The organism is Asticcacaulis sp. YBE204, assembly GCF_000495855.1.
Taxonomy (GTDB): Bacteria; Pseudomonadota; Alphaproteobacteria; order Caulobacterales; family Caulobacteraceae; genus Asticcacaulis.
Genome location: NZ_AWGF01000019.1, coordinates 1 through 17,839 on the forward strand (window position 1 = coordinate 1; position 17,839 = coordinate 17,839).

Below are 17,839 nucleotides of genomic sequence, written 5' to 3' on the forward strand. Positions count from 1 at the left end.
CCCCCCACACCCCGATACCGACAGAATGAACAGCCTTTGCGCACGCCTGATGAAGGAGTGCTGGGCCAGCGGCCCCGCGTCTTAAGTCCTTATTTGAGCGCTATTCCAACCAAATGTTGTGAATTCACAACTTTTTTGTTGACGCAAAACATTCTTGAATGTTAGGAATGCACAACATTTAGACAGGAAAGCCCAACTCATGATCCCGTGGCCCAAATCCCCCGCCTATGTCGTCACCTCGATCGCCCTATGGCTGATCTTCCTCGCCGCGATCTTCGGCCTCACCTGGGGCAAGGCCTATGACTGGCCTGCGCCTGCCCTGTGGGTGCTGGCGCTGGTCCCCGCCCTTACCGTCCTGATCCAGACCAGACTGGCCTACGATCTGATCAATAAGCAGGACGAATTCGTGCGCGCCGTCATCGCCCGGCAGATGCTGATCGCCATCGGCCTGACGATCACCGTCGTCGTCGCTTTCAGCCCGTTCCAGCAGTTCCTGGGCGCTCCTGATATCCCGGCGTGGCTGGTCTATCCGCTGTTCTGGGCCGTGTTCGGCATGGTCACGCCGTTCGTCAAGGGTTCGGTTTAATGAAGAGCCGCCTCAAGGTGCTGCGCGCCGAACGCGATTTGACGCAGGAACAACTCGCCGACATCGTCGGGGTATCGCGCTACGCCATCAACGCTCTGGAGACCGAACGGCACGATCCGTCGCTCGACCTCGCCTACCGCATCGCCTCGGCCTTTGGCCAAAATGTAGAAGCGGTCTTTCCCAACCCTTATCCACCAAAGGCATAGTCATGCTGATCAAGACCCTGTTAATGGCCATACCGCTGATCATGGCCGCCCCGGCGTTTGCCAACACCTTCCAAAGCGACCGCATCGTCGTCACGGTCGAAGGCGAAGGCCCCGATGTCGTGCTGATCCCCGGCCTGTCATCCTCGGCGGAAATCTGGGACGGAACAGTCAAGGCCTTGCCCGGCTATCGCTATCACCGCGTTCAGGTCAAAGGGTTCGCGGGTGTCGCCCCGGAGGCTAATAGCTCAGGTCCCGTCGTCGCCCCGGTCGCCGAAGAGATCGCCCGCTATATAGAGACCGAAAAACTGCAAAAACCGGCGCTTGTCGGGCATTCAATGGGTGGGTCGCTGGCCATGATGGTTGCCGCCCGCCATCCCGATTCCACGTCAAAGGTCATGGTCGTCGACATGATGCCGTTCATGGGGGCTATCTTCGTACCCAATGCCACGCCCGAAGCCGTCAAAAGCGTCGCTGCACAGATTCGCGACGGCATCGCCAAATCGCCCGCTGCCGCGCGACAGGCAATGGCGCAGCAAACCATTGCCGGGATGATAAGGACCGAAGCCCTGCGCCCCGCCTCCGTCAAGTACTCGCTCGACAGCGACCCGGCGACGTCGGGTCAGGCCATGTATGACCTGATCACCACCGACCTGCGTCCGGAACTTCCCAAGATCACCGTCCCGTTGCGCGTCCTGTGGGTTTTGCCGCCGGGTGCGCCGCTGACGGCCGAACAGATGGCCGGTTATTACAAGCTGTCCTACGCCAACGCGCCGAACGTCTCGATCCGCCAGATCACCGACAGCTATCACTTCATCATGTTCGACCAGCCCGACGTGTTTCACGCCGAACTGAAGACGTTTTTGAAGTGAGCCCCTTATTCCTCCCCATCTTTGATGGGGAGGAATGATTTGGATCAATCCCCGAAATCGAACATATCGAGCATATCAAAGCCTTTTTTCTTCTTCTTGTTGCCGTACTTGTCATACTCGATCTTGCGACCGTACTTGTCGTATTCGACGGGGCGTCCGTATTTATCGGTCTGATGACCCTGATGATAGGGTTGCTGAGGATAGGGTTGTTGCGGCTGCTGATAATGCGATTGTTGCAACGGCGGTGGCGCATATTGCGCCGGTTGCGGCTCCGGTGCCCTCTGCACGGTCCCGCCGGCGGCCAGCGACAACAGTTTCTCAAGTTCCCCGCGATCGAGCCACACCCCGCGGCACTGGGTGCAGACGTCGATGATAATGCCTTCTTTCAGCACCTCACGGAAGTCGTTTCGGCAGACGGGACACTGAAGGGCAGACATGCGTTTTCTCCTCAAAATTAGCTATTTTAAGGACATAGGACCGGCAATGCGGCTTTCAAGAGGCCGCATGAGACGCAATCGGTTTCACGCTCGCCGAACCGCTCAATTGCCGAACTTGTAGTTCAACGCGATCCGGAAATAGCCATTCGGACGATAGGTCGTTTGCCAAGAGCGGTAGGTCGTCGCTTCGCTTGACGTGGTATAGGTCGACTTTCGGATGATGTAGGGTGCCGAAACCACGACGGATAGCTTCGGCGTCAGGGGCCGCTGCCACGTCAGATCGATGCCCCAGATTGCATCGCCGCGCGACTCGATTTGACGTGCGAAGGCCGACACCCAGACGGTCGCCTGAAACTGATCCCCGCTCAGCGCGCCGCGCTTGGGACCATCATACTGCACAATGGATCGCACTTGCCAGAACAGGGATTCGCGGTTGCCTCCGCCGCGTGCGGCATCGGCGCGTCCATAGCTATAACTGGCCGAACTGGTGTGGCTCCACTTGCCCTTACCCGGCAAGCTCCCGATCGGCCCACGCCAGTTGGCATCGAATCCGGCCAATTGCGTCCGCCCCATATTCACCGGGCGGCTATGGGAAACGCCATTGGCATCGGCTTGCGACAGCCACTCGATCTGGTTGCTGGCGTCGCGGTAAAAGGCCGTCAGCCCCCATCCGGAGGTTTTGCGTTCGACGTCGTAGCTCGCTTCCAGCGAATTGACGAGGACCAGCGCCAGATCGGGATTGCCGCTCTGGGTACTGGTCGGGGAGGTAAAGACGATCTGCGGATCGTACTGGCTCAGTTGCACCGGATCGAGGCGGCGGCTATAGCTCAGGCGCAACTTGACCCCCTCACTCAGGGGCCGGCTGAGGTGCAGCGATGGAAACCATTCCGTATCGCCCCCGGCGGCGGCAAAGGCCTGCCCCGGAAAGCGACGGCGGCGATCTTCGACGCGCAACCCCGGCATAGCCGTCCATTTCCCCAGCGGCCATTGCAGGGTGACATAGGCCGCCGCTGTGGTTTCGCGCCCGATGAACTGGCTCTGACGCGACGTTTCATCCGCAAATGACGTGTCGAACCGGCGGTAGGAGTCGCTGCTCTGCGCCTTCCAGTCGAACCCGGCGTTCAATATCCGGTTGTCGCCCAAGGGCCTTTCATAGTCACCCTTGACCTGCCGGCCATGGTCACGCTGGATTTCATTGGTTTGCCGTAAGCCATTGCCATAGCCCGATTGAGCATCGCGGATCTCACGGCGCACGGGGTCGCTCTGCTGGCTTAGATAGTCGTCGATTTCGAGCGTCAGTCGCTCGCCCTTGTCATCGGCGAACGTATAGATCAGATTGTGATCCCGGTTCGACATTCGCCACAGATCGCGCACCTGCTCACGATAGGCGGCCCGGCCATCGACCGCGAAATCGGTCGTCTCGTTCGAATAGAAGCGCGGCGAACTCTGGCTCAGCTTCAGCTTGAGCGAACTGCGCGGCCCCAGCTTGTAGCCGAAGCGCAGATTACCCGACGTGCCTTCGTTCCGGTAGTCGTTGTACCCCGACTGATCGAGACGCGTGGTGACCACACCGCTGGCGGCCAGCGCCTCACGCATCGAGGCATAGGCAAAGTCGCTGTAACTGCGCGATGCGTTCAGCCCGAAGCCCCAGCTCCACGGCCCCTTGCCGTCGTCAAAGCTGATCCCGCCGCTATAACCACCCAGTTCATCGATCCGCGCCGACAGGTTGCCGCGACGCTTCACCGTCTGACGTTTTTTGGTGATTATATTGATGATGCCCTTGCTGGTCCCCGCCGCATATTGCGCCGACGGGTTGGTGATCACCTCGATGCGCTCGATCTCCGACGCAGGCAAGGTGCGCAGAACCTGGCGCCCTTCCGGCGGGGCCTTGCCGTCGACCCAGATGGTGACGCCCGAATCGCCCCTCAGATAGACCTTGTCGTCAGCGGTGACTGTAACCGAAGGCACCTTGGCCAGCACATCGGTCAGTAATCCGGTCGAGGCCTGCGGATCGGTTTTGACGTCATAGACACGACGATCGATGCGGGTGGACGCCTTGCTGGCAGTGACCGTGACCTCTGCGATTTTCTCGGCAGGTTTGTCGTCGGATTTCGCCTCGGCGGGCTGCGGAGGCTCCGTCTGCGCCCACACCGGCCCCGCCAGACACAGACCCGCAGCCACGATCCCCGTCACACAGACGCGCTTCATCCCGATTCCCCCCGAAAGTAGCTTTATACCACTGTAAAAATCAGGCCGGATCAAGGCCGTTTTTAAACCGCTGTGCATTCCACACATAATGATCCGCCGACCGTTTCAATCCTTCGATCTGCTCCGCCGTCAGTTCGCGCACGACCCGCGCCGGAGATCCGATCAGCAGCACGCCATCGGGAAAGACCTTGCCTTCAGGCACCAGAGCCCCTGCCCCGACGATGCTGTTCTTACCGATCTGCGCCCGGTTGAGAATCACCGAGCCGATACCGATCAGGCTGTTGTCGCCGATCGTGCAGCCATGCAGCACCACCTTGTGGCCCACCGTCACGCCTTCGCCGATAATCAGCGGCGAGCCGGGATCGGAATGCAACACAGACCCGTCCTGTATATTGCTCCGCCCACCGACGATCATCGGCTCATTGTCAGCGCGCAAAACGGCGTTAAACCAGACGCTGGCCTCTGCCCCAAAGCGTACATCGCCAATGACCTGAGCGCCAGGCGCGATATAGACCTCATTATTTTCAACATCTTGTGGAGATACACCATCCAATGCGAATATCGTCATTTTACACTCTCCCTCTCATTGTTTCCTTATGCCAGCAGGCGTTCAATAGATATGAAAACTGCTCGCACGGGCGAATGAAAATTCCCCCATTTCGCGTATGCGAAAAGTTTTCCACAACTGTTTTAAGAACTCGGTAAGCATTATCGCCGAATCTGGTACCGTCCTTACGGGGGAATCAGTTGCCCTCATCAGGACCCGGTTCACCCGGTTCCGCTACCTTTAATGAGGCTTCAAAGTGGCTCTAAGGTTTGCATCCGTACCCTCTGTGGTCCCTCCGCCTCCGGCGGCTCGGCCCCTTGGATGCGGCGCACCCCGGCGCCCTCTCATTACCTCCCCTGACGCATACGCGAAGACGAACCCTTACACGGTTTCGTCTTTTTTTATGCCTCAAGCATCCCGGCTTTCTTGTCGGCATGCCACCAACAAATATTTCCCACTTTTGTTGCCGCGTACTGCCCGGAGGCTTGCACTGCCTTCCGGCTTGCGCCTTTATTTAGGAGGCCAGTCATGACCAAGCAGCGTTCCACCAAGCGTTTCCTGCGCGAAGGTTCTCTCGATTCCGAACAGTATGCGAACGACAGTAAAGTCCGCCGCATCACCGTGAATCACGGCAATTGGTCTCCTATGGGCGCGGCGAACGAAGAACGGGATCAGTCCTACGTCAAGACGATCAAGGCGAAATCCGACGGTCAGGCCGAACTCTTGACCGCCATCGACGACAAGAACCTCGTCCTGGCGCTCGGGCCAGCCGGCACCGGCAAGACCTATCTCGCCATTGCCAAGGCCGTGGAAGCCCTCGAAGCCGGTAAGGTCGGCCGGATCGTCCTGTCGCGTCCGGCGGTCGAGGCCGGCGAGTCGATCGGCTTCCTGCCCGGCGATATGGAAGACAAGCTGGCCCCCTATCTGCGCCCGCTCTACGACGCCCTGACCGACCGCCTGAGCATGAAGCGCGTCAAGGCGCTGATGCAGGAAGGCCTGATCGAGATCGCCCCGGTCGGCTATATGCGCGGTCGCACGCTCAATAACGCCTTCGTGGTGATCGATGAGGCGCAGAACTGCACCTATACGCAGCTCAAGATGCTGCTGACGCGTCTGGGGTGGAACTCAACCATGATCGTGACCGGCGACCCGAACCAGTCGGACCTGCTGCCGGGCCTGTCGGGCTTGGCCACGGTCGCTGACAGGTTCGACGAACTGGAAACCGTGTCGGTCGTCCGTCTCAAGGACAAGGACATCGTCCGTCACCCGCTGGTCGCCCAGATGCTGGGCGTGCTATAAGGGTCGATAATTGCGTAAAACGAAAGGCGGCAGATTACTCTGCCGCCTTTTAATTTGTTGTGGCCTCGTCACTTGTTCCAAGTAACGGGTGCAGGGTCTGCGACCCTGCTGGTACGGGCAGCCGGACTCGAACCGGCATGGATTGCTCCGACGGATTTTAAGTCCGTTGCGTCTACCGATTCCGCCATGCCCGCAAACCAGTGCCGGTGTCTTAAATAAAAACGCCGACACTGCAAAGCCTATTTTCCGTTCGTCGGCTGGAAGACCACCTCGGTATTGGCGATCATCCATACCGTCGCGGCCCAGGCGGCGACGTTTTGCGTCATTTTCTTCGGGTCGATACGGTCCAGCGTGTCGTCCGCCGTATGGTGGACGTCGAAATAGTCCGTGCCGTTCTGTTGCAGGTCGAAAACCGGTACGCCCTTGGCATTCAACGGCGAGGTGTCCGGACCACCGCCCGTCGAGACGACGCGGTCAATGAAGATATTCAGCGGATAAAGCACGATACCCAGCCTCTTGTTGAAGTCGGGATAATTGCTGTTCGGCAATTGCAACGAATAGATCACGTCGGCGCCGAAATCGCTTTCGGCGGCGGCAATGTGGGTGTCGCCGGCATGGGCTGTGGCATAGGCATTGGCGCCCGAAAGCCCCTGATCGCCCGGTTGCGAGACCTCTTCGGAGCCCCAAAAGACGACACGCACGGTGCGTTCCGGACGCACACCCTGATCAAGAATGACCTTGGCGGCGGCCATGGTGATGGCGACGCCCGCGCCGTCGTCGATCGCACCGGTGCCGAGGTCCCAGCTATCGAGGTGGCCGCCGATGACGATCACTTCGTTCGGGCGCTTGGAGCCCTTGATTTCAGCGACGACGTTCTGCGACATGCCCGCGCCTTTGAAGGTCGGTGTCGAGAGCATTTTCAGGCGGATCGGTCCGGCCTTGCCCTCGCGTTGCAGCCTGAGCAGGCGCTCGAATTGTTCGGCGTCGGGTGGTGACATGGCCAGCGCCGCCAGCCCCTGTTCGCCGAGGAATCGCGTCGCGCCGGTGTGGGCGAAGCGGTGGTCTTCGGTGCCTAGCGAGCGCATGATATAGCCCACCGCGCCGCGCGAACGGGCCAGTTCCGGGCCCTGACGGCGGACGGAGCCGGAATTGACGCCGTAGCCCTGTCCGGTCTGGGTGCGCACGGTAGGTTGCAGGATGACGACAATCTTACCGGTCAGGTCGGCCTTGGAGTCGGCAAATTCGGCGTAGGTCTCGAAGATCGCGGCTTCACCCTCGACACCGCCCGCGGGGGTAGCACCGGAACCGCCCAGCGCCGTCACGACCATCTTTTGCGCGAAGGGACCGACGATTTCGAGATTTTCGGCCCCGCGTTGCCAGATTTGCAGCGGGAAACTTTCGATGCGGACATTGTCGAAGCCCATCTTTTTGAGTTCCGCCGCCGACCACTCCGCCGCCTTGCGTTCGGATTCCGAACCCGCCGGGCGCGCGCCGAAACGCGTCGTCAACTCGGCCACGAAATCATAGGCGACGTTCGATTTCAACGCCGCGTCGCGCAGTTTGGTCGCGGTGACTTCGGGCGCTTCGGGGGCCGCTGCCGGGGCGGGTTTCGGCTTCGGTGCGGCGATAGCGGGGGCGGAGACGGCAAGAACGGCAGCCGTAAGGAGCAGGAGGGCTCTGAGCTTCATGGGGAGGTCTCTGATCAAAGAACGTCTAAACGGGCGGCGGGATAGCGCTGGCGGGCCTGCTCCACAACGGCAGGCAGGCCTTCCAGCAGGGCGGCGAAGGCGGCGTCGAGGTCGTCGGCATTGCGCCCCCGGATGACCAGTTGCGTACCGAATTCCTCAGGATAGATGCCGAAGGGATATGACCCCAGCGACAGGTCCGGATATTGCGCGTCGAGCGACTTTAAAATGTCAGCAGCGAGGCTTTCGGGAACGTAGGTCGCCTTGACGGTGCGAGACTGCACCTGCTGCCCGTGGCGCAGGCGGTGCGGCAGATCATTGAGCATCCCGGCCATGATGCGCGGCACGCCGGCCATGACGAAGACGTTTTCCAACTGAAAACCCGGTGCCCCCGACACCGGATTGACAATAAGACTGGCCCCGTCGGGGATGCGCGCCATGCGGCGGCTGTTGGGGTTAAGCAGGTTGGCATCGCCGCCATAGCGGGCCAGCAGGATATCGAGCGCATCCTGACGCTCGTCTATGCCCACACCGAAGGCTTTGGCCACGCAGTCCGCCGTGATGTCGTCATGGGTCGGGCCGATGCCGCCGGTAGTAAAGACGTAATCGACGCTGGTGCGCAACTCGTTCAGCGTACGCACGATCTGGGCTTCGACGTCGTGCACCATGCGCACCTCGACCAGATCGATGCCCAAAGCGCCGAGGAATTTGGCAATGGTGTTGACATTGGTGTCCTGCGTCCGGCCCGACAGTATCTCGTCGCCGATAATCAGCACGGCGGCGGTCGGGTTTTCGTCTTCTGTCTTGACCGTCACAACGGCGGCTCCTTATGGAAAGAGGCGGAGGCTTCCCATGATGTTTGCAAAGCGCCTTACAAAAGGCCGTCTGGTGTCGACATACAAGCGATTCTTTGCCGAAGTCGAACTTGATACCGGTGAAACCGTTTTAAGCCATTGCCCGAACCCCGGCAAGATGCTGGGACTGCTCGAACCGGGCACCGAAGCGCTGGTGACCCACGTCGATGATCCCAAGAAAAAGCTGCAATACCGGCTGGAGGCCTTGCGCGAACACGGTATCTGGGTCGGCGTCAATACGCAGTGGCCGAACCGGCTGGTTTCGGACGCGATCCGCGGCGATATGATACCCGAACTGGGTGGCTATCCGCTAATGCGTCCCGAAGTCAAATACGGGCATAATTCGCGCATAGACTGGCTGTTGCAGGACCATCCGACACGGCCCGACGCTTATGTCGAGATCAAGAACGTCCACTATTCGCGCGCGCCGGGACTGGCCGAGTTTCCCGACTGCGTGACCGAACGCGGGGCCAAGCATCTGCATGAACTGATAGAGATGGTTCCGGCCGGATACCGCGCCGTCGTCGTTTTCTGCGTTCAGCGCGACAACGTGGTTCGCTTTGATATTTCGCGCGATCTGGACCGCAAATTCGGTGCGGCCTACGATGCGGCCAGAGCCGGTGGCGTCGAGTTTTACGCCCATGCCTGGACAGTATCAGAGGCCGGGATTGCTCACAGTCACGCGTTGGAAATCTAAGCGATATGCCGAAAGTGTCAGCGGTTTTCGGCTACAATATCGCGGTAAGAAATGTAACGGCGGCGGACCTCTTCTTCCCAAACGCCACCGCCGATCGCCAGATACAGCGCAATCCCGCCCCAGAAGCCGATGCCGGTGAGATAGCTGTATAGATTCATGTCGGGCGTCATTAAATGGACGATATGCGCGGTCATGGTGTTGACCATGCAAACCGCCGCCGCCAGCGTCCATATTTTCCGTGTTTTCAGGGACAGGACGGCAAAATAGATCGTTATGAACCCATCGAGGATCAAGGCCGCAGTCCCTGGAAAATAGGTAACCTTGTCCTGAAACAGCGGCGTCAGCCACGACGCGATGAAAATGATTATGGCGGCGATACGCTCATCGCGACCACCCTTCCACAGCGCCAGCGCCGTAACGCCCACCAACAGAATCAGCCCGACAGCAATCCAGATAATATGGGCTATGTCGCGCATTCTATTCGAGCCGCGCAACCACGTGTTCGATGGCCTCGATCATACCGACCGCGGCAATCAGAAGACCGCTGACCAGAAAGGTCGATATCAGGGCGAGAACAAGGATCAGGCCGATCCATTGCACGGGATTCAGACGCGTGAGATAGGCTTGCAAACGGGAATATTTGCCGGATGTTTCCGGGATGCCGATATCCGGGACAGCGCGAGAGTGGGACATATCCCTCGCACCGTCACCGGATGGCCCCGCCCCCTCGGCGGCAGGGGGCAACTTAGCGATATCATTATCAGCGGGTATCGGTCTTGCCGCCCCTCGGTCGTCGCGACCGACCCCTGTTTGGGGGGGGGGCTGAGTGCCGGTCTGCGCCTCATAGGCGGCCAGCAAACGCGCGGCATCGCGGCTGGTGGCCACGCCCAGGCGCTCACGAGCGGCTTCGGTATGGGTCTTGACGGTGCGTTCGCCGATGTCGAGCAGGCGCGCGATTTCCTTGGCCTGATGGTTTTGAGCGACCAGACGCAGGATCTCCTTCTGACGGGCAGACAACTTCTCTACCCCCGACGGGTTCTCCACGACGACACTCCTTACGCACGACCTCAGGCCTGCGGTATAAATCAGATAATCGAGAACTTTTCCAGACTAAGTGACATTCGCCCCGCGGCATTTGACAAATAACGACGTTTGCGGCGAACTATCGGCACGGAAAGGCGGCATATATGTGGAAAACCACCCTTATTTGGGGGACGATATTGTCGGCGGGGGCTCTGGCCTTGCAGGGGCTCGATTATCTGCGCGTTGTGCGGTTTCATCCGGGTGAGCTCTATGTCGGTTTGATCGCCGGGGCCTTTCTGGCGCTGGGCGTCGCGGTCGGTGCCCGTGTCTTTGCCACCCGGCCCGCAGTTTTCGACGGCAATCCTCAGGCCTTGTCGGCATTAGGGATCAGCGCCCGCGAACTGACCGTCCTCAAAGGCTTGGCCGCCGGGCAATCGAACAAGGAAATCGCCCGCGCGCTCGACCTGTCGCCCAATACGGTAAAGACCCACGTCGCGCACCTGTTCGAAAAGCTGGGAGCCAAGCGGCGCACCGAAGCCATCCATCGCGCCCGTGAACTGGGCATCGTGCCGTAAGACGGAGGGACTATTTCGGCGAAATCACCCTTTTGGGCGATTGATTCGATTTGGGAAATCCGTGCTGATGCGCGTCCTGAAAGGATATCTCATGTTCAAAAAAATTCTCGCTTACGGCGCCCTTGCGGGCGCTATCGTTTCACTCCACCTGTTCGGCCTGACCCTGATCTTCAAAGGCCACGTCCCCATGCCCTGGGGCATGATCATCGGCTATACGGTCATGCTGATCGCGCTCAGCACGGTATTCGTTGCCATCAAGCGTCATCGCGACATCATGCAAGGCGGCGTCATCCGTTTCTGGCCGGCCTTCGGCCTGGGCCTCGGCATCAGCCTTGTCGCGGCCATACTCTATGTGCTGGGTTGGGAAGCGGCGCTGGCCGTGACGGGTCTCGACTTCGGCCAAACCTACGGCGACGCCTATCTGGCCGAGCAAAAGGCCGCGGGTGTGAGCGGCGAGGCCTTGGCGAAGCTCACCGCCGAAATGGCGAAGTTCGCAGAAGACTACCGCAATCCTCTGTACCGTATGCCCATGACCTTCAGCGAAATCTTCCCGGTCGGGATTCTGGTGTCGCTGGTTTCGGCAGGTCTGCTACGCAACTCGCGCTTTTTGGCCGCGCGGCGCTAATCCTCATCTTTGGCCTTTTCAACCCGACCGCCCAGATTGACCACTGCCCACAAGGCCGGCATCAGGGCGGTCTCATTACCCGACACGGCGAAATAGACTGGCTTCCACACCGGCTTGAACTTTTCCTTGTAGGCACGCAGGCCGTCGAAATTATAGACCTCGCCGCCATAGGCATAGATCAGGGCGGCGATCTTGTACCAGGCCGGACTGAGCGGCTTGGCGTCGAGCCCGCCCAGCGGCGCCATGCCGAGGCTGAAATAGGTAAAGCCTTCGTCGCGGGCGTGGAAGATCAGGCTGAGGAACAGATATTCCATGATATTGGGCGGCGCGTCGGGCGCATAACGCATCAGGTCGAGGCTAAGTGACGATTTCCCTGTGGACGGCCACAGATTGGCAAAGGCCATGATTTCGCCGTCGATGCGGATGACCGCCACCGGCGTCAGGCGCATATAGTCGGCGTCGAAATAGCCGAGCGAATAACCCTTTTCCTTGGCCCCCTTGTCGTCCAGCCATGCGTCGGAAATGGCTTTGAGGCGCGGCAAATGAGTCTCAAGCGCTTCTGGCGCGATGACTTCGAAGCTGGCTCCCGCTTGCTCGAACTTGCGCCACACCTGCCGAAACGCGTAGCCTTTTTTGCCCGCCAGATCGAAGCCCTGTGCCGGGACCAGCGCCTCTTCGCCGATCTTGAACGGCCGCAGCCCCAGATCGAGCATCAGGGGCAAGAATTCCGGTCCGACGCGGTAGAAAGACAGCTTGGCCTTGGCCAGCGACGCCATTTCCTTCAGCCGCCAGCCCAGACGCGCCACCTCGGCTTCCGGCCCCACGGGCGCCGACATGACGACCCAGCTTCGGCCCGATACGCCGTACATGGCAAACGCCGTGCGGTCTTCGTTCCACAGGATATGCTTGTCGCCGGTGAGCGCCAACCAGGCCTGAGGATCGTCGGCCAGTTGCACGACGCCGCGCAGGTCCTCGATATCGTCCTCGTCGGGCAGGTCCGGCGCGGTTTTCGCGATGCCGAACAGGCGATAGAGCGCAAACAACAGCACGGTCGCCGCGATGATGACCAGCCCGCGCAGGAACCGCGATACACTGGCCTCGTAGGAAAAACGCTGCCACAAGGTATGGGCATAGGGGACGCGCTCGTAGAAACAGAACCCGCCAATAGCGATAAGCAGCAGCAGACCTGCCGTGACGATCAGCCAGCCGGGCTTGAGCGTCAGGGTCAGGATGCGCGATTTGCGGTTGAAGGCGCGCTTGCACGGCAAGAGGATCAGGGCGCACAGCATCATCACCTCGGCCACGCCGAAGGCCAGCTCGCGCGTCACCGACAGGAACGCCCCGGCGAGCAGCAGCCCCAGCGCCATGTACCACGCCGTGTCGATACGCTCCCACAGGCCGCGCCCGGCAAAGATCAGCAACACCCCGGTTACGGCACCGGCAATATGCGACAACTCGACGACTTCCAGCGGCAGCCACTTGCGCACGAAGGGCATGGCCGCTGGGTCGATCGGCGACAGGACCGAGGCCAGCAGCAGAGTCCCCGCCAGCATCATCAGGACGGCCATGACCTTGGGCACCAGCACCACGACCGAGTCGAGGACCAGCCCGCGGATATCCTTGGGGTGTTTCATGGTGCCATTTTACACGCGCAGCGGATTCGCAATAGCTCAATTCTCCGCGGCACTTGCCTCGTACACTTTCCGCGCTTCCACGATCTTCGGATGGTTGTCCACCGCCCAGCCGACCAGCGCGCTCAGGGGGGGCATAATCGACTCCCCCAAGGGGGTCAGACGATACTCTACGCTTGGCGGCACGGTCGGGAAGACGTGGCGGCTGATATAGCCATCGCGTTGCAGATCGCGCAGGGTCTGGGTCAGCATCCGCTGCGAAATATCCGGCACGGCGCGTTTCAGTTCGCCGAAACGATGCGGTTTGGTCGACAAAGTCAGCAGCATCAGGCTCGACCACTTTCCGCCGATATGATCCATCACGTCGCGTACCGGACAATTGGCCATATCGAATCCGGCGTTCAGCACGGCTTCGGCGACGCTGGGGGCCTCTCCGTCCGCCAATAGTTCCCTTTTCATCCCTATCTCCCGAAATAGTGCCGTCTTTACAGACTTGCATAGCTTCTTATTTTATACCTGATCTCGAAAAGAGACTATAAATATTTTTAAGGAGATATCCGATGTCCACCCTGCTCGTCACCGGCGCGTCCGGCCAACTCGGCCAGCTTGTCCTCAAGGCCTTCGACAGCACCACCCACACCATCATCGCGGGGTCGCGCGATCCGTCGAAGCTCGGCACCGCCTTTGCCACCCGCACGGTCGATTTCGATGCGCCCGACACCCTGACCGAGGCGTTTCAGGGCGTCGACCGTCTGCTGCTCATCTCGACCGACGCGCTGGCCGTGCCGGGGCAGCGCCTCAAGCAACACACCGCCGCGATCGAGGCCGCCAAGGCCGCAGGCGTCAAACATATCGTCTACACCTCGTTGCCGAACGCCGAGCCGGGCAACAAGATCACCTTCGCTCCCGACCATTACGGCACCGAACAGGCGCTCAAGGCTTCGGGCATAGCCCATACGATCCTGCGCAACGACTGGTACATCGAAAACCTGCTGATGAGCCTGCCGCACGCACTGGAAACCGGTTCTTTCTATACCTCGGCTCCCGAAGGCCGCGTGGCCTATGTGGCACGTGAAGACGCCGCCCGCGCTGCGGCTGCGGCCCTGAGTGACGCCCCGGAAGGCACCTTCACCATCACCGGCCCCGAAGCCCTGACCTATGGCGAAGTCGTCGCACTCGCCTCGCAACTCACCGGCAAGCCCGTCGCGGTCGTCGCCGTCACCGACGAACAATATAATGGCGGTCTGCAACAGGCAGGTCTGCCCGGCTTCGTCGCCGACATGCTGACCTCCGCCGAAGCCGCCATCCGCGCCGGCCAGCTCGACGGCGTCACCGATTCGGTCCAGACCCTGACCGGTCAGGCGCCGAAAACCGTCAAAGCCGTCTTGTCGTCGCTGTTGAAATAACGGCCGCATATGAGCATGGTGAAGCTTTTCGCTTTGGTGTAAGAGCCTCACCATGCTGATTCATTCCGTTCAGGCCTCCGATATCGCCGCCCTCTCTGCGCTCGCCAAATCGACGTTCACGGACACCTTCGGGCACCTCTACCCGGCGGACGACCTGAACGCCTATCTCGACAAGGCCTATGCGCCGGACGCCTTGCTCCGGGAAATCGACGAGGCCGATCAGTTCTGGCGCATCGTCTATGACGAAGCTCACATGGCCGTCGCCTATATCCAGGCCGGTCCCGTCAGCCTGCCGCACATCGAAGCCGACAAGCATACGCAGGGCGAGATCAAGCGCCTCTATGTCGCCAATTCGGCGCAGGGGCGCGGCCTGGGCAAAAAATTGCTGGAACTGGGGCTCGACTATCTCAAGGCCCGTTACGACGACGCGCCTCAATGGGTCGGCGTTTGGAGCGAGAACCACCGGGCGCAGAAACTCTATCTCGGTTATGGCTTCAAGCGCGTCGGCGATTATGGCTTCAAGGTCGGTCGCACGACGGATTTCGAGTTTATCCTACGCCGCTAAACCTCTAAGCCACGTCAGTAAAGCCCAGGCATAGCCGTCCTTCTCCAGCCGCTTGAGCGCTTCCAGCGGTCGCATCCAGACCAGTTCGTGATCGGCCTCGACCTTGGCCTCCGGCTTCTCGCCGACGATCAGCGCCTCGTAGAAATGCGCATGGTTGGCGAAGGCATCACCCTCGGCATTGACGAAATATTGCAGCACTTCGCCCGCCGCCGCGCCGGGTTCGATCTCGACGCCCGCCTCCTCGAGAAACTCGCGTTTCAGGGCTTCGGCATTGGTCTCCCCCGCTTCGATCGCGCCGCCGGGGAAGTCGTATTTGAAATGACTGTAGCCCTGCTGGACCAGCGCGATATAGCCGTCGCGCAATACCATACCATAGACGGCGGCGCGGGGCCTATAATCCAGTCCCGCCCGCCTGTCGCCGAAGGCCCTCAGCGCCCCGGACATCCTACTTGTTGTCTTCGCCGCGCAGCGACTGCCAGAAGTCGCCCTTATTGGCCAGCAGGTCTTCGTAAGTCATGGTCGGATAGCCGAAGCTCATGGTCTTGGAATCGCGCCACGCATCGGTAAGCACGTCGCGCAAATCGGACGCGCCCTGCGCGATGCGGCCCTTCATGAACTCGATGCCGCGCTTGTCGCCCTCGGCAAAACCGCCGTCCTTATAGAGCTGATACATCGGCACGACATAGGTCCAGTTGCGGTCCAGCTTGGCGTCGAAGCAGCGTTCGGTCTTGAGCGTACACGATTCCGGTGCGACCAGCGCCCCACGGATCATTTCATTGGTGATCCCGGCGCTGACGAAGGCGCTTTCCAGCGGACCGTGGATCTTCTCCAGCGTGAAACCTTGCGGGTTGGGATATTCCTCGCCCCAGCCGTTATAGTGGATCGACAGATGCAGCGGTTGCGACGCATCGCCGACATAGTGCGACAGGATGCCAATATCGCGGAGCGTCAAAGCCTCACGACGGCGGATCGCCGTGCGCAGCCATTCCTTCTTAGCCGCATCGGTTTCCTTGGCTTCGACGTGGGTCAAGGCGCGCCAGTAGGCGAAATCCTTGACCACCTGCTGATAGGCGTCGACCAGAGCATAGTTCAGGTAACCCGACTTCCACGGCATGACGTTCTTGGTACGCAGCAGGGCGTCGAAATCGGAACGCGACTGCGGCACTTCCTGCAATTTCACGCCCGCCAAAGTCTTGCCCTCGTCATCGAGGTCGATGAAGTGGGCGGAATCGCGTTCGAAATCGTGGACCTTACCCGCACCCTTCCAGTTGTCGGGCTCGTTGGAATAGGCACCGATATCGCCGATACCTTCGGGCGAGCGCAGAAAGGCCGGCATATAGGCCGGCAGGGCGCGCGCGGCCTCTTCGCCGACGATGCGGTGACCCGTCGGCCCCCAGGCCATAGCTTGCGTGGCACACAGCAGGGCCGCACCGGCCATCAGGAAAGAACGAACGGTATTACGCATGGAAGCACCTTGCACTTGCGGGGAGTATTCGGGTTTAACCTTCGGGAGCCAGCGTGACTTCAAGACCGTTAAGATCGTCACGCATCAGGATCTGGCACGACAGGCGCGAATTACGCTTGACGACAAAGGCTTCGTCAAGCTTTTCCTCTTCCTCGTCGCTCTTTTCGATCAGCTTGTCAGTCCATTTGGTATCGACATAGACGTGGCACGTGGCGCATTCCAGTGCCCCGCCGCACTCGGCCTTGATCGGCAGACCGTTGTCGCGAATGATCTCCATGATCCGCCAGCCTTCGATCGCGGGCAGATTATGCACCACACCCTCACGGTCGGTACACAGGATATGGAGTTCGTCGTCGCTCATCGTGGGCAGGCCTCGGCTTTTATTTTGCCTTGCCTTTAAAGGGCAGACCGCCGATTGCCAAGCATTTTTAGACCCGAAGCGCCTTGAGTTGCAGCCCATGCACATAGGCCGCCACGTCGATCAGGGCCGCGTCGAGTGCGGTTTTGAGCTTTTCCAGCCGACCACCGGCCCCTTCGAGATCGCCCTTCTCCGCCGCATCCGCTGCCACCGACAGGGCATGGGCGCCGATCCCGGCCGCCGCGCCTTTCAGCGTATGGGCGGCATCGCGCCACCCGGCGTGCGAGGTATTGAGCAAGGGCGCCCAGATTTCGGCCTGCTGCTGGAACAGGCGCAGGACCTCTTCCATCACTTCGATATCGTTGCGCGTGTAGGATTCCAGATAGGAAAAATCCACTGCGCCGCTCAAATCCCGAAAAGCCATACCCTTTACTCCTTACGCCCTGTTACAAGGTGCGAAAATACCCGCAAAGGTTTAATAAATTCCAACGTTCTGCGAGTCTTTTTCATCTTTATGAAGATTCGTTAGGATTTTCACTCGCCTTGGCGCGCTTGGCCGCCACAATATCAACCTTCCACAGCTCAAACGCAAAATAATTTAAATAAGGCTTGAAACCGGTGAAAAAATTCGTATGTTCCGCCCCTCACCGCCGGGGATGACCAACCTCCCCTACGAAACGCGGTCTGAAATAGTGTGGGTGTGTAGCTCAGTTGGTAGAGCAGCTGACTCTTAATCAGCGGGTCCACGGTTCGAGTCCGTGCCCACCCACCACTATTCCCTTTAAAATCAAAATGTTACACCC

The 17,839-nt window shown here is 60.1% G+C and carries 22 protein-coding genes and 2 tRNA genes; 10 read left to right on the top strand and 14 right to left on the bottom strand.

The features are described from left to right. Nucleotides 1-199: 199 nt before the first annotated feature. From AEYBE204_RS0120790 to AEYBE204_RS37310, 3 genes are read left to right on the top strand one after another with little or no spacing between them, the layout of a single operon-like run. Nucleotides 200-586: a hypothetical protein gene (locus AEYBE204_RS0120790; RefSeq protein WP_023463767.1), complete on the top strand. Its 387-nt coding sequence runs from the start codon at nucleotides 200-202 to the stop codon at nucleotides 584-586. Beyond that, a complete protein-coding gene (locus tag AEYBE204_RS37305) occupies nucleotides 586-792 on the top strand; it encodes a helix-turn-helix transcriptional regulator (protein ID WP_023463768.1) in 207 nt (68 codons plus the stop codon). Before AEYBE204_RS0120790 ends, AEYBE204_RS37305 begins: the two co-directional genes overlap by 1 nt. A 2-nt stretch (nucleotides 793-794) precedes the next feature. Continuing rightward, nucleotides 795-1,661 carry an alpha/beta fold hydrolase gene (locus AEYBE204_RS37310; RefSeq protein WP_023463769.1) on the top strand — a complete coding sequence of 289 codons (867 nt, stop codon included), beginning with the start codon at nucleotides 795-797 and terminating at the stop codon, nucleotides 1,659-1,661. A gap of 44 nt (nucleotides 1,662-1,705) precedes the next feature. Here AEYBE204_RS37310 and AEYBE204_RS37315 read toward each other — a convergent pair whose 3' ends face one another. The 3 genes from AEYBE204_RS37315 to AEYBE204_RS37325 all read right to left on the bottom strand — a co-directional run bounded on the left by AEYBE204_RS37315 (nucleotide 1,706) and on the right by AEYBE204_RS37325 (nucleotide 4,874). Next, the gene (locus AEYBE204_RS37315; protein WP_023463770.1) at nucleotides 1,706-2,098 is read right to left on the bottom strand and encodes a zf-TFIIB domain-containing protein; all 393 of its coding nucleotides are present in this window, start codon (nucleotides 2,096-2,098) and stop codon (nucleotides 1,706-1,708) included. A gap of 102 nt (nucleotides 2,099-2,200) precedes the next feature. After that, nucleotides 2,201-4,306, bottom strand: a complete 2,106-nt coding sequence (locus AEYBE204_RS37320) for a TonB-dependent siderophore receptor (RefSeq protein WP_023463771.1) — start codon at nucleotides 4,304-4,306, stop codon at nucleotides 2,201-2,203. Nucleotides 4,307-4,346: 40 nt separating this feature from the next. Beyond that, nucleotides 4,347-4,874: a gamma carbonic anhydrase family protein gene (locus AEYBE204_RS37325; protein WP_023463772.1), complete on the bottom strand. Its 528-nt coding sequence runs from the start codon at nucleotides 4,872-4,874 to the stop codon at nucleotides 4,347-4,349. Nucleotides 4,875-5,381: 507 nt separating this feature from the next. On the opposite strand from AEYBE204_RS37325, the gene AEYBE204_RS37330 reads away from it, so the two are divergent. Further along, the gene (locus AEYBE204_RS37330; protein WP_023463773.1) at nucleotides 5,382-6,152 is read left to right on the top strand and encodes a PhoH family protein; all 771 of its coding nucleotides are present in this window, start codon (nucleotides 5,382-5,384) and stop codon (nucleotides 6,150-6,152) included. Nucleotides 6,153-6,261: 109 nt separating this feature from the next. Here the strand turns inward: AEYBE204_RS37330 and AEYBE204_RS37335 are convergent. The 3 genes from AEYBE204_RS37335 to AEYBE204_RS37345 all read right to left on the bottom strand — a co-directional run bounded on the left by AEYBE204_RS37335 (nucleotide 6,262) and on the right by AEYBE204_RS37345 (nucleotide 8,652). Beyond that, nucleotides 6,262-6,346: transfer RNA gene (locus AEYBE204_RS37335), tRNA-Leu, on the bottom strand. 45 nt (nucleotides 6,347-6,391) lie between these two features. Further along, complete coding sequence (locus AEYBE204_RS37340; RefSeq protein ID WP_023463774.1) at nucleotides 6,392-7,840, bottom strand: M20/M25/M40 family metallo-hydrolase; 1,449 nt, start codon at nucleotides 7,838-7,840, stop codon at nucleotides 6,392-6,394. Nucleotides 7,841-7,854: 14 nt separating this feature from the next. Beyond that, complete coding sequence (locus AEYBE204_RS37345) at nucleotides 7,855-8,652, bottom strand: molybdopterin-binding protein (protein ID WP_023463775.1); 798 nt, start codon at nucleotides 8,650-8,652, stop codon at nucleotides 7,855-7,857. A 37-nt stretch (nucleotides 8,653-8,689) separates the two neighbouring features. Between AEYBE204_RS37345 and sfsA the strand changes: the two genes are divergently transcribed. Further along, nucleotides 8,690-9,388, top strand: coding sequence for a DNA/RNA nuclease SfsA (sfsA, locus tag AEYBE204_RS37350; protein ID WP_023463776.1), 699 nt, complete (start codon nucleotides 8,690-8,692; stop codon nucleotides 9,386-9,388). Between the two features lie 17 nt (nucleotides 9,389-9,405). Here the strand turns inward: sfsA and AEYBE204_RS37355 are convergent, their stop codons facing one another. Together AEYBE204_RS37355 and AEYBE204_RS39720 are read right to left on the bottom strand one after the other, a co-directional pair. Next, on the bottom strand, nucleotides 9,406-9,864 hold the full coding sequence (locus AEYBE204_RS37355) for a hypothetical protein (RefSeq protein WP_023463777.1): 459 nt from the start codon (nucleotides 9,862-9,864) through the stop codon (nucleotides 9,406-9,408). 1 nt (nucleotide 9,865) lies between these two features. Further along, complete coding sequence (locus tag AEYBE204_RS39720; protein WP_023463778.1) at nucleotides 9,866-10,432, bottom strand: response regulator transcription factor; 567 nt, start codon at nucleotides 10,430-10,432, stop codon at nucleotides 9,866-9,868. 143 nt (nucleotides 10,433-10,575) lie between these two features. On the opposite strand from AEYBE204_RS39720, the gene AEYBE204_RS37360 reads away from it, so the two are divergent. Both AEYBE204_RS37360 and AEYBE204_RS37365 read left to right on the top strand, forming a co-directional pair. Continuing rightward, nucleotides 10,576-10,986, top strand: coding sequence for a response regulator transcription factor (locus AEYBE204_RS37360; RefSeq protein ID WP_023463779.1), 411 nt, complete (start codon nucleotides 10,576-10,578; stop codon nucleotides 10,984-10,986). A gap of 91 nt (nucleotides 10,987-11,077) precedes the next feature. Then, a complete protein-coding gene (locus AEYBE204_RS37365; RefSeq protein ID WP_023463780.1) occupies nucleotides 11,078-11,611 on the top strand; it encodes a DUF4199 domain-containing protein in 534 nt (177 codons plus the stop codon). Here AEYBE204_RS37365 and AEYBE204_RS37370 read toward each other — a convergent pair. Beyond that, a complete protein-coding gene (locus tag AEYBE204_RS37370) occupies nucleotides 11,608-13,245 on the bottom strand; it encodes a phosphatidylglycerol lysyltransferase domain-containing protein (RefSeq protein WP_023463781.1) in 1,638 nt (545 codons plus the stop codon). The genes AEYBE204_RS37365 and AEYBE204_RS37370 overlap by 4 nt on opposite strands. A 36-nt stretch (nucleotides 13,246-13,281) precedes the next feature. Continuing rightward, on the bottom strand, nucleotides 13,282-13,701 hold the full coding sequence (locus AEYBE204_RS37375) for a helix-turn-helix domain-containing protein (RefSeq protein WP_035442311.1): 420 nt from the start codon (nucleotides 13,699-13,701) through the stop codon (nucleotides 13,282-13,284). Nucleotides 13,702-13,802: 101 nt separating this feature from the next. Between AEYBE204_RS37375 and AEYBE204_RS37380 the strand changes: the two genes are divergently transcribed. Together AEYBE204_RS37380 and AEYBE204_RS37385 are read left to right on the top strand one after the other, a co-directional pair. Beyond that, on the top strand, nucleotides 13,803-14,648 hold the full coding sequence (locus AEYBE204_RS37380) for an SDR family oxidoreductase (RefSeq protein WP_023463783.1): 846 nt from the start codon (nucleotides 13,803-13,805) through the stop codon (nucleotides 14,646-14,648). 52 nt (nucleotides 14,649-14,700) lie between these two features. Then, nucleotides 14,701-15,213: a GNAT family N-acetyltransferase gene (locus AEYBE204_RS37385; protein ID WP_023463784.1), complete on the top strand. Its 513-nt coding sequence runs from the start codon at nucleotides 14,701-14,703 to the stop codon at nucleotides 15,211-15,213. On the opposite strand, the gene AEYBE204_RS37390 is transcribed toward AEYBE204_RS37385, so the two are convergent. From AEYBE204_RS37390 to AEYBE204_RS37405, 4 genes are all read right to left on the bottom strand, one after another. Beyond that, a complete protein-coding gene (locus tag AEYBE204_RS37390; RefSeq protein ID WP_023463785.1) occupies nucleotides 15,202-15,657 on the bottom strand; it encodes an NUDIX domain-containing protein in 456 nt (151 codons plus the stop codon). The two genes, AEYBE204_RS37385 and AEYBE204_RS37390, sit on opposite strands and share 12 nt — an antisense overlap. Before the next feature lies 1 nt (nucleotide 15,658). Next, a complete protein-coding gene (locus AEYBE204_RS37395; RefSeq protein ID WP_023463786.1) occupies nucleotides 15,659-16,678 on the bottom strand; it encodes a hypothetical protein in 1,020 nt (339 codons plus the stop codon). Nucleotides 16,679-16,712: 34 nt separating this feature from the next. Next, a complete protein-coding gene (locus AEYBE204_RS37400) occupies nucleotides 16,713-17,039 on the bottom strand; it encodes a 2Fe-2S iron-sulfur cluster-binding protein (RefSeq protein ID WP_023463787.1) in 327 nt (108 codons plus the stop codon). 67 nt (nucleotides 17,040-17,106) lie between these two features. Next, nucleotides 17,107-17,460, bottom strand: coding sequence for an Hpt domain-containing protein (locus AEYBE204_RS37405; protein ID WP_023463788.1), 354 nt, complete (start codon nucleotides 17,458-17,460; stop codon nucleotides 17,107-17,109). Nucleotides 17,461-17,732: 272 nt separating this feature from the next. Here AEYBE204_RS37405 and AEYBE204_RS37410 point away from each other — a divergent pair. After that, nucleotides 17,733-17,808, top strand: a tRNA-Lys gene (locus AEYBE204_RS37410). Nucleotides 17,809-17,839 lie beyond the last annotated feature (31 nt).

Bases quoted from the DNA above. Each gene is read 5' to 3' on its own strand.
- AEYBE204_RS0120790 (WP_023463767.1), top strand. From the start codon at position 200: ATGATCCCGTGGCCCAAATCCCCCGCCTATGTCGTCACCTCGATCGCC.
- AEYBE204_RS37305 (WP_023463768.1), top strand. From the start codon at position 586: ATGAAGAGCCGCCTCAAGGTGCTGCGCGCCGAACGCGATTTGACGCAG.
- AEYBE204_RS37310 (WP_023463769.1), top strand. From the start codon at position 795: ATGCTGATCAAGACCCTGTTAATGGCCATACCGCTGATCATGGCCGCC.
- AEYBE204_RS37315 (WP_023463770.1), bottom strand. From the start codon at position 2,098: ATGTCTGCCCTTCAGTGTCCCGTCTGCCGAAACGACTTCCGTGAGGTG.
- AEYBE204_RS37320 (WP_023463771.1), bottom strand. From the start codon at position 4,306: ATGAAGCGCGTCTGTGTGACGGGGATCGTGGCTGCGGGTCTGTGTCTG.
- AEYBE204_RS37325 (WP_023463772.1), bottom strand. From the start codon at position 4,874: ATGACGATATTCGCATTGGATGGTGTATCTCCACAAGATGTTGAAAAT.
- AEYBE204_RS37330 (WP_023463773.1), top strand. From the start codon at position 5,382: ATGACCAAGCAGCGTTCCACCAAGCGTTTCCTGCGCGAAGGTTCTCTC.
- AEYBE204_RS37340 (WP_023463774.1), bottom strand. From the start codon at position 7,840: ATGAAGCTCAGAGCCCTCCTGCTCCTTACGGCTGCCGTTCTTGCCGTC.
- sfsA (WP_023463776.1), top strand. From the start codon at position 8,690: ATGATGTTTGCAAAGCGCCTTACAAAAGGCCGTCTGGTGTCGACATAC.
- AEYBE204_RS37355 (WP_023463777.1), bottom strand. From the start codon at position 9,864: ATGCGCGACATAGCCCATATTATCTGGATTGCTGTCGGGCTGATTCTG.
- AEYBE204_RS37360 (WP_023463779.1), top strand. From the start codon at position 10,576: ATGTGGAAAACCACCCTTATTTGGGGGACGATATTGTCGGCGGGGGCT.
- AEYBE204_RS37365 (WP_023463780.1), top strand. From the start codon at position 11,078: ATGTTCAAAAAAATTCTCGCTTACGGCGCCCTTGCGGGCGCTATCGTT.
- AEYBE204_RS37370 (WP_023463781.1), bottom strand. From the start codon at position 13,245: ATGAAACACCCCAAGGATATCCGCGGGCTGGTCCTCGACTCGGTCGTG.
- AEYBE204_RS37375 (WP_035442311.1), bottom strand. From the start codon at position 13,701: ATGAAAAGGGAACTATTGGCGGACGGAGAGGCCCCCAGCGTCGCCGAA.
- AEYBE204_RS37380 (WP_023463783.1), top strand. From the start codon at position 13,803: ATGTCCACCCTGCTCGTCACCGGCGCGTCCGGCCAACTCGGCCAGCTT.
- AEYBE204_RS37385 (WP_023463784.1), top strand. From the start codon at position 14,701: ATGCTGATTCATTCCGTTCAGGCCTCCGATATCGCCGCCCTCTCTGCG.
- AEYBE204_RS37390 (WP_023463785.1), bottom strand. From the start codon at position 15,657: ATGTCCGGGGCGCTGAGGGCCTTCGGCGACAGGCGGGCGGGACTGGAT.
- AEYBE204_RS37395 (WP_023463786.1), bottom strand. From the start codon at position 16,678: ATGCGTAATACCGTTCGTTCTTTCCTGATGGCCGGTGCGGCCCTGCTG.
- AEYBE204_RS37400 (WP_023463787.1), bottom strand. From the start codon at position 17,039: ATGAGCGACGACGAACTCCATATCCTGTGTACCGACCGTGAGGGTGTG.
- AEYBE204_RS37405 (WP_023463788.1), bottom strand. From the start codon at position 17,460: ATGGCTTTTCGGGATTTGAGCGGCGCAGTGGATTTTTCCTATCTGGAA.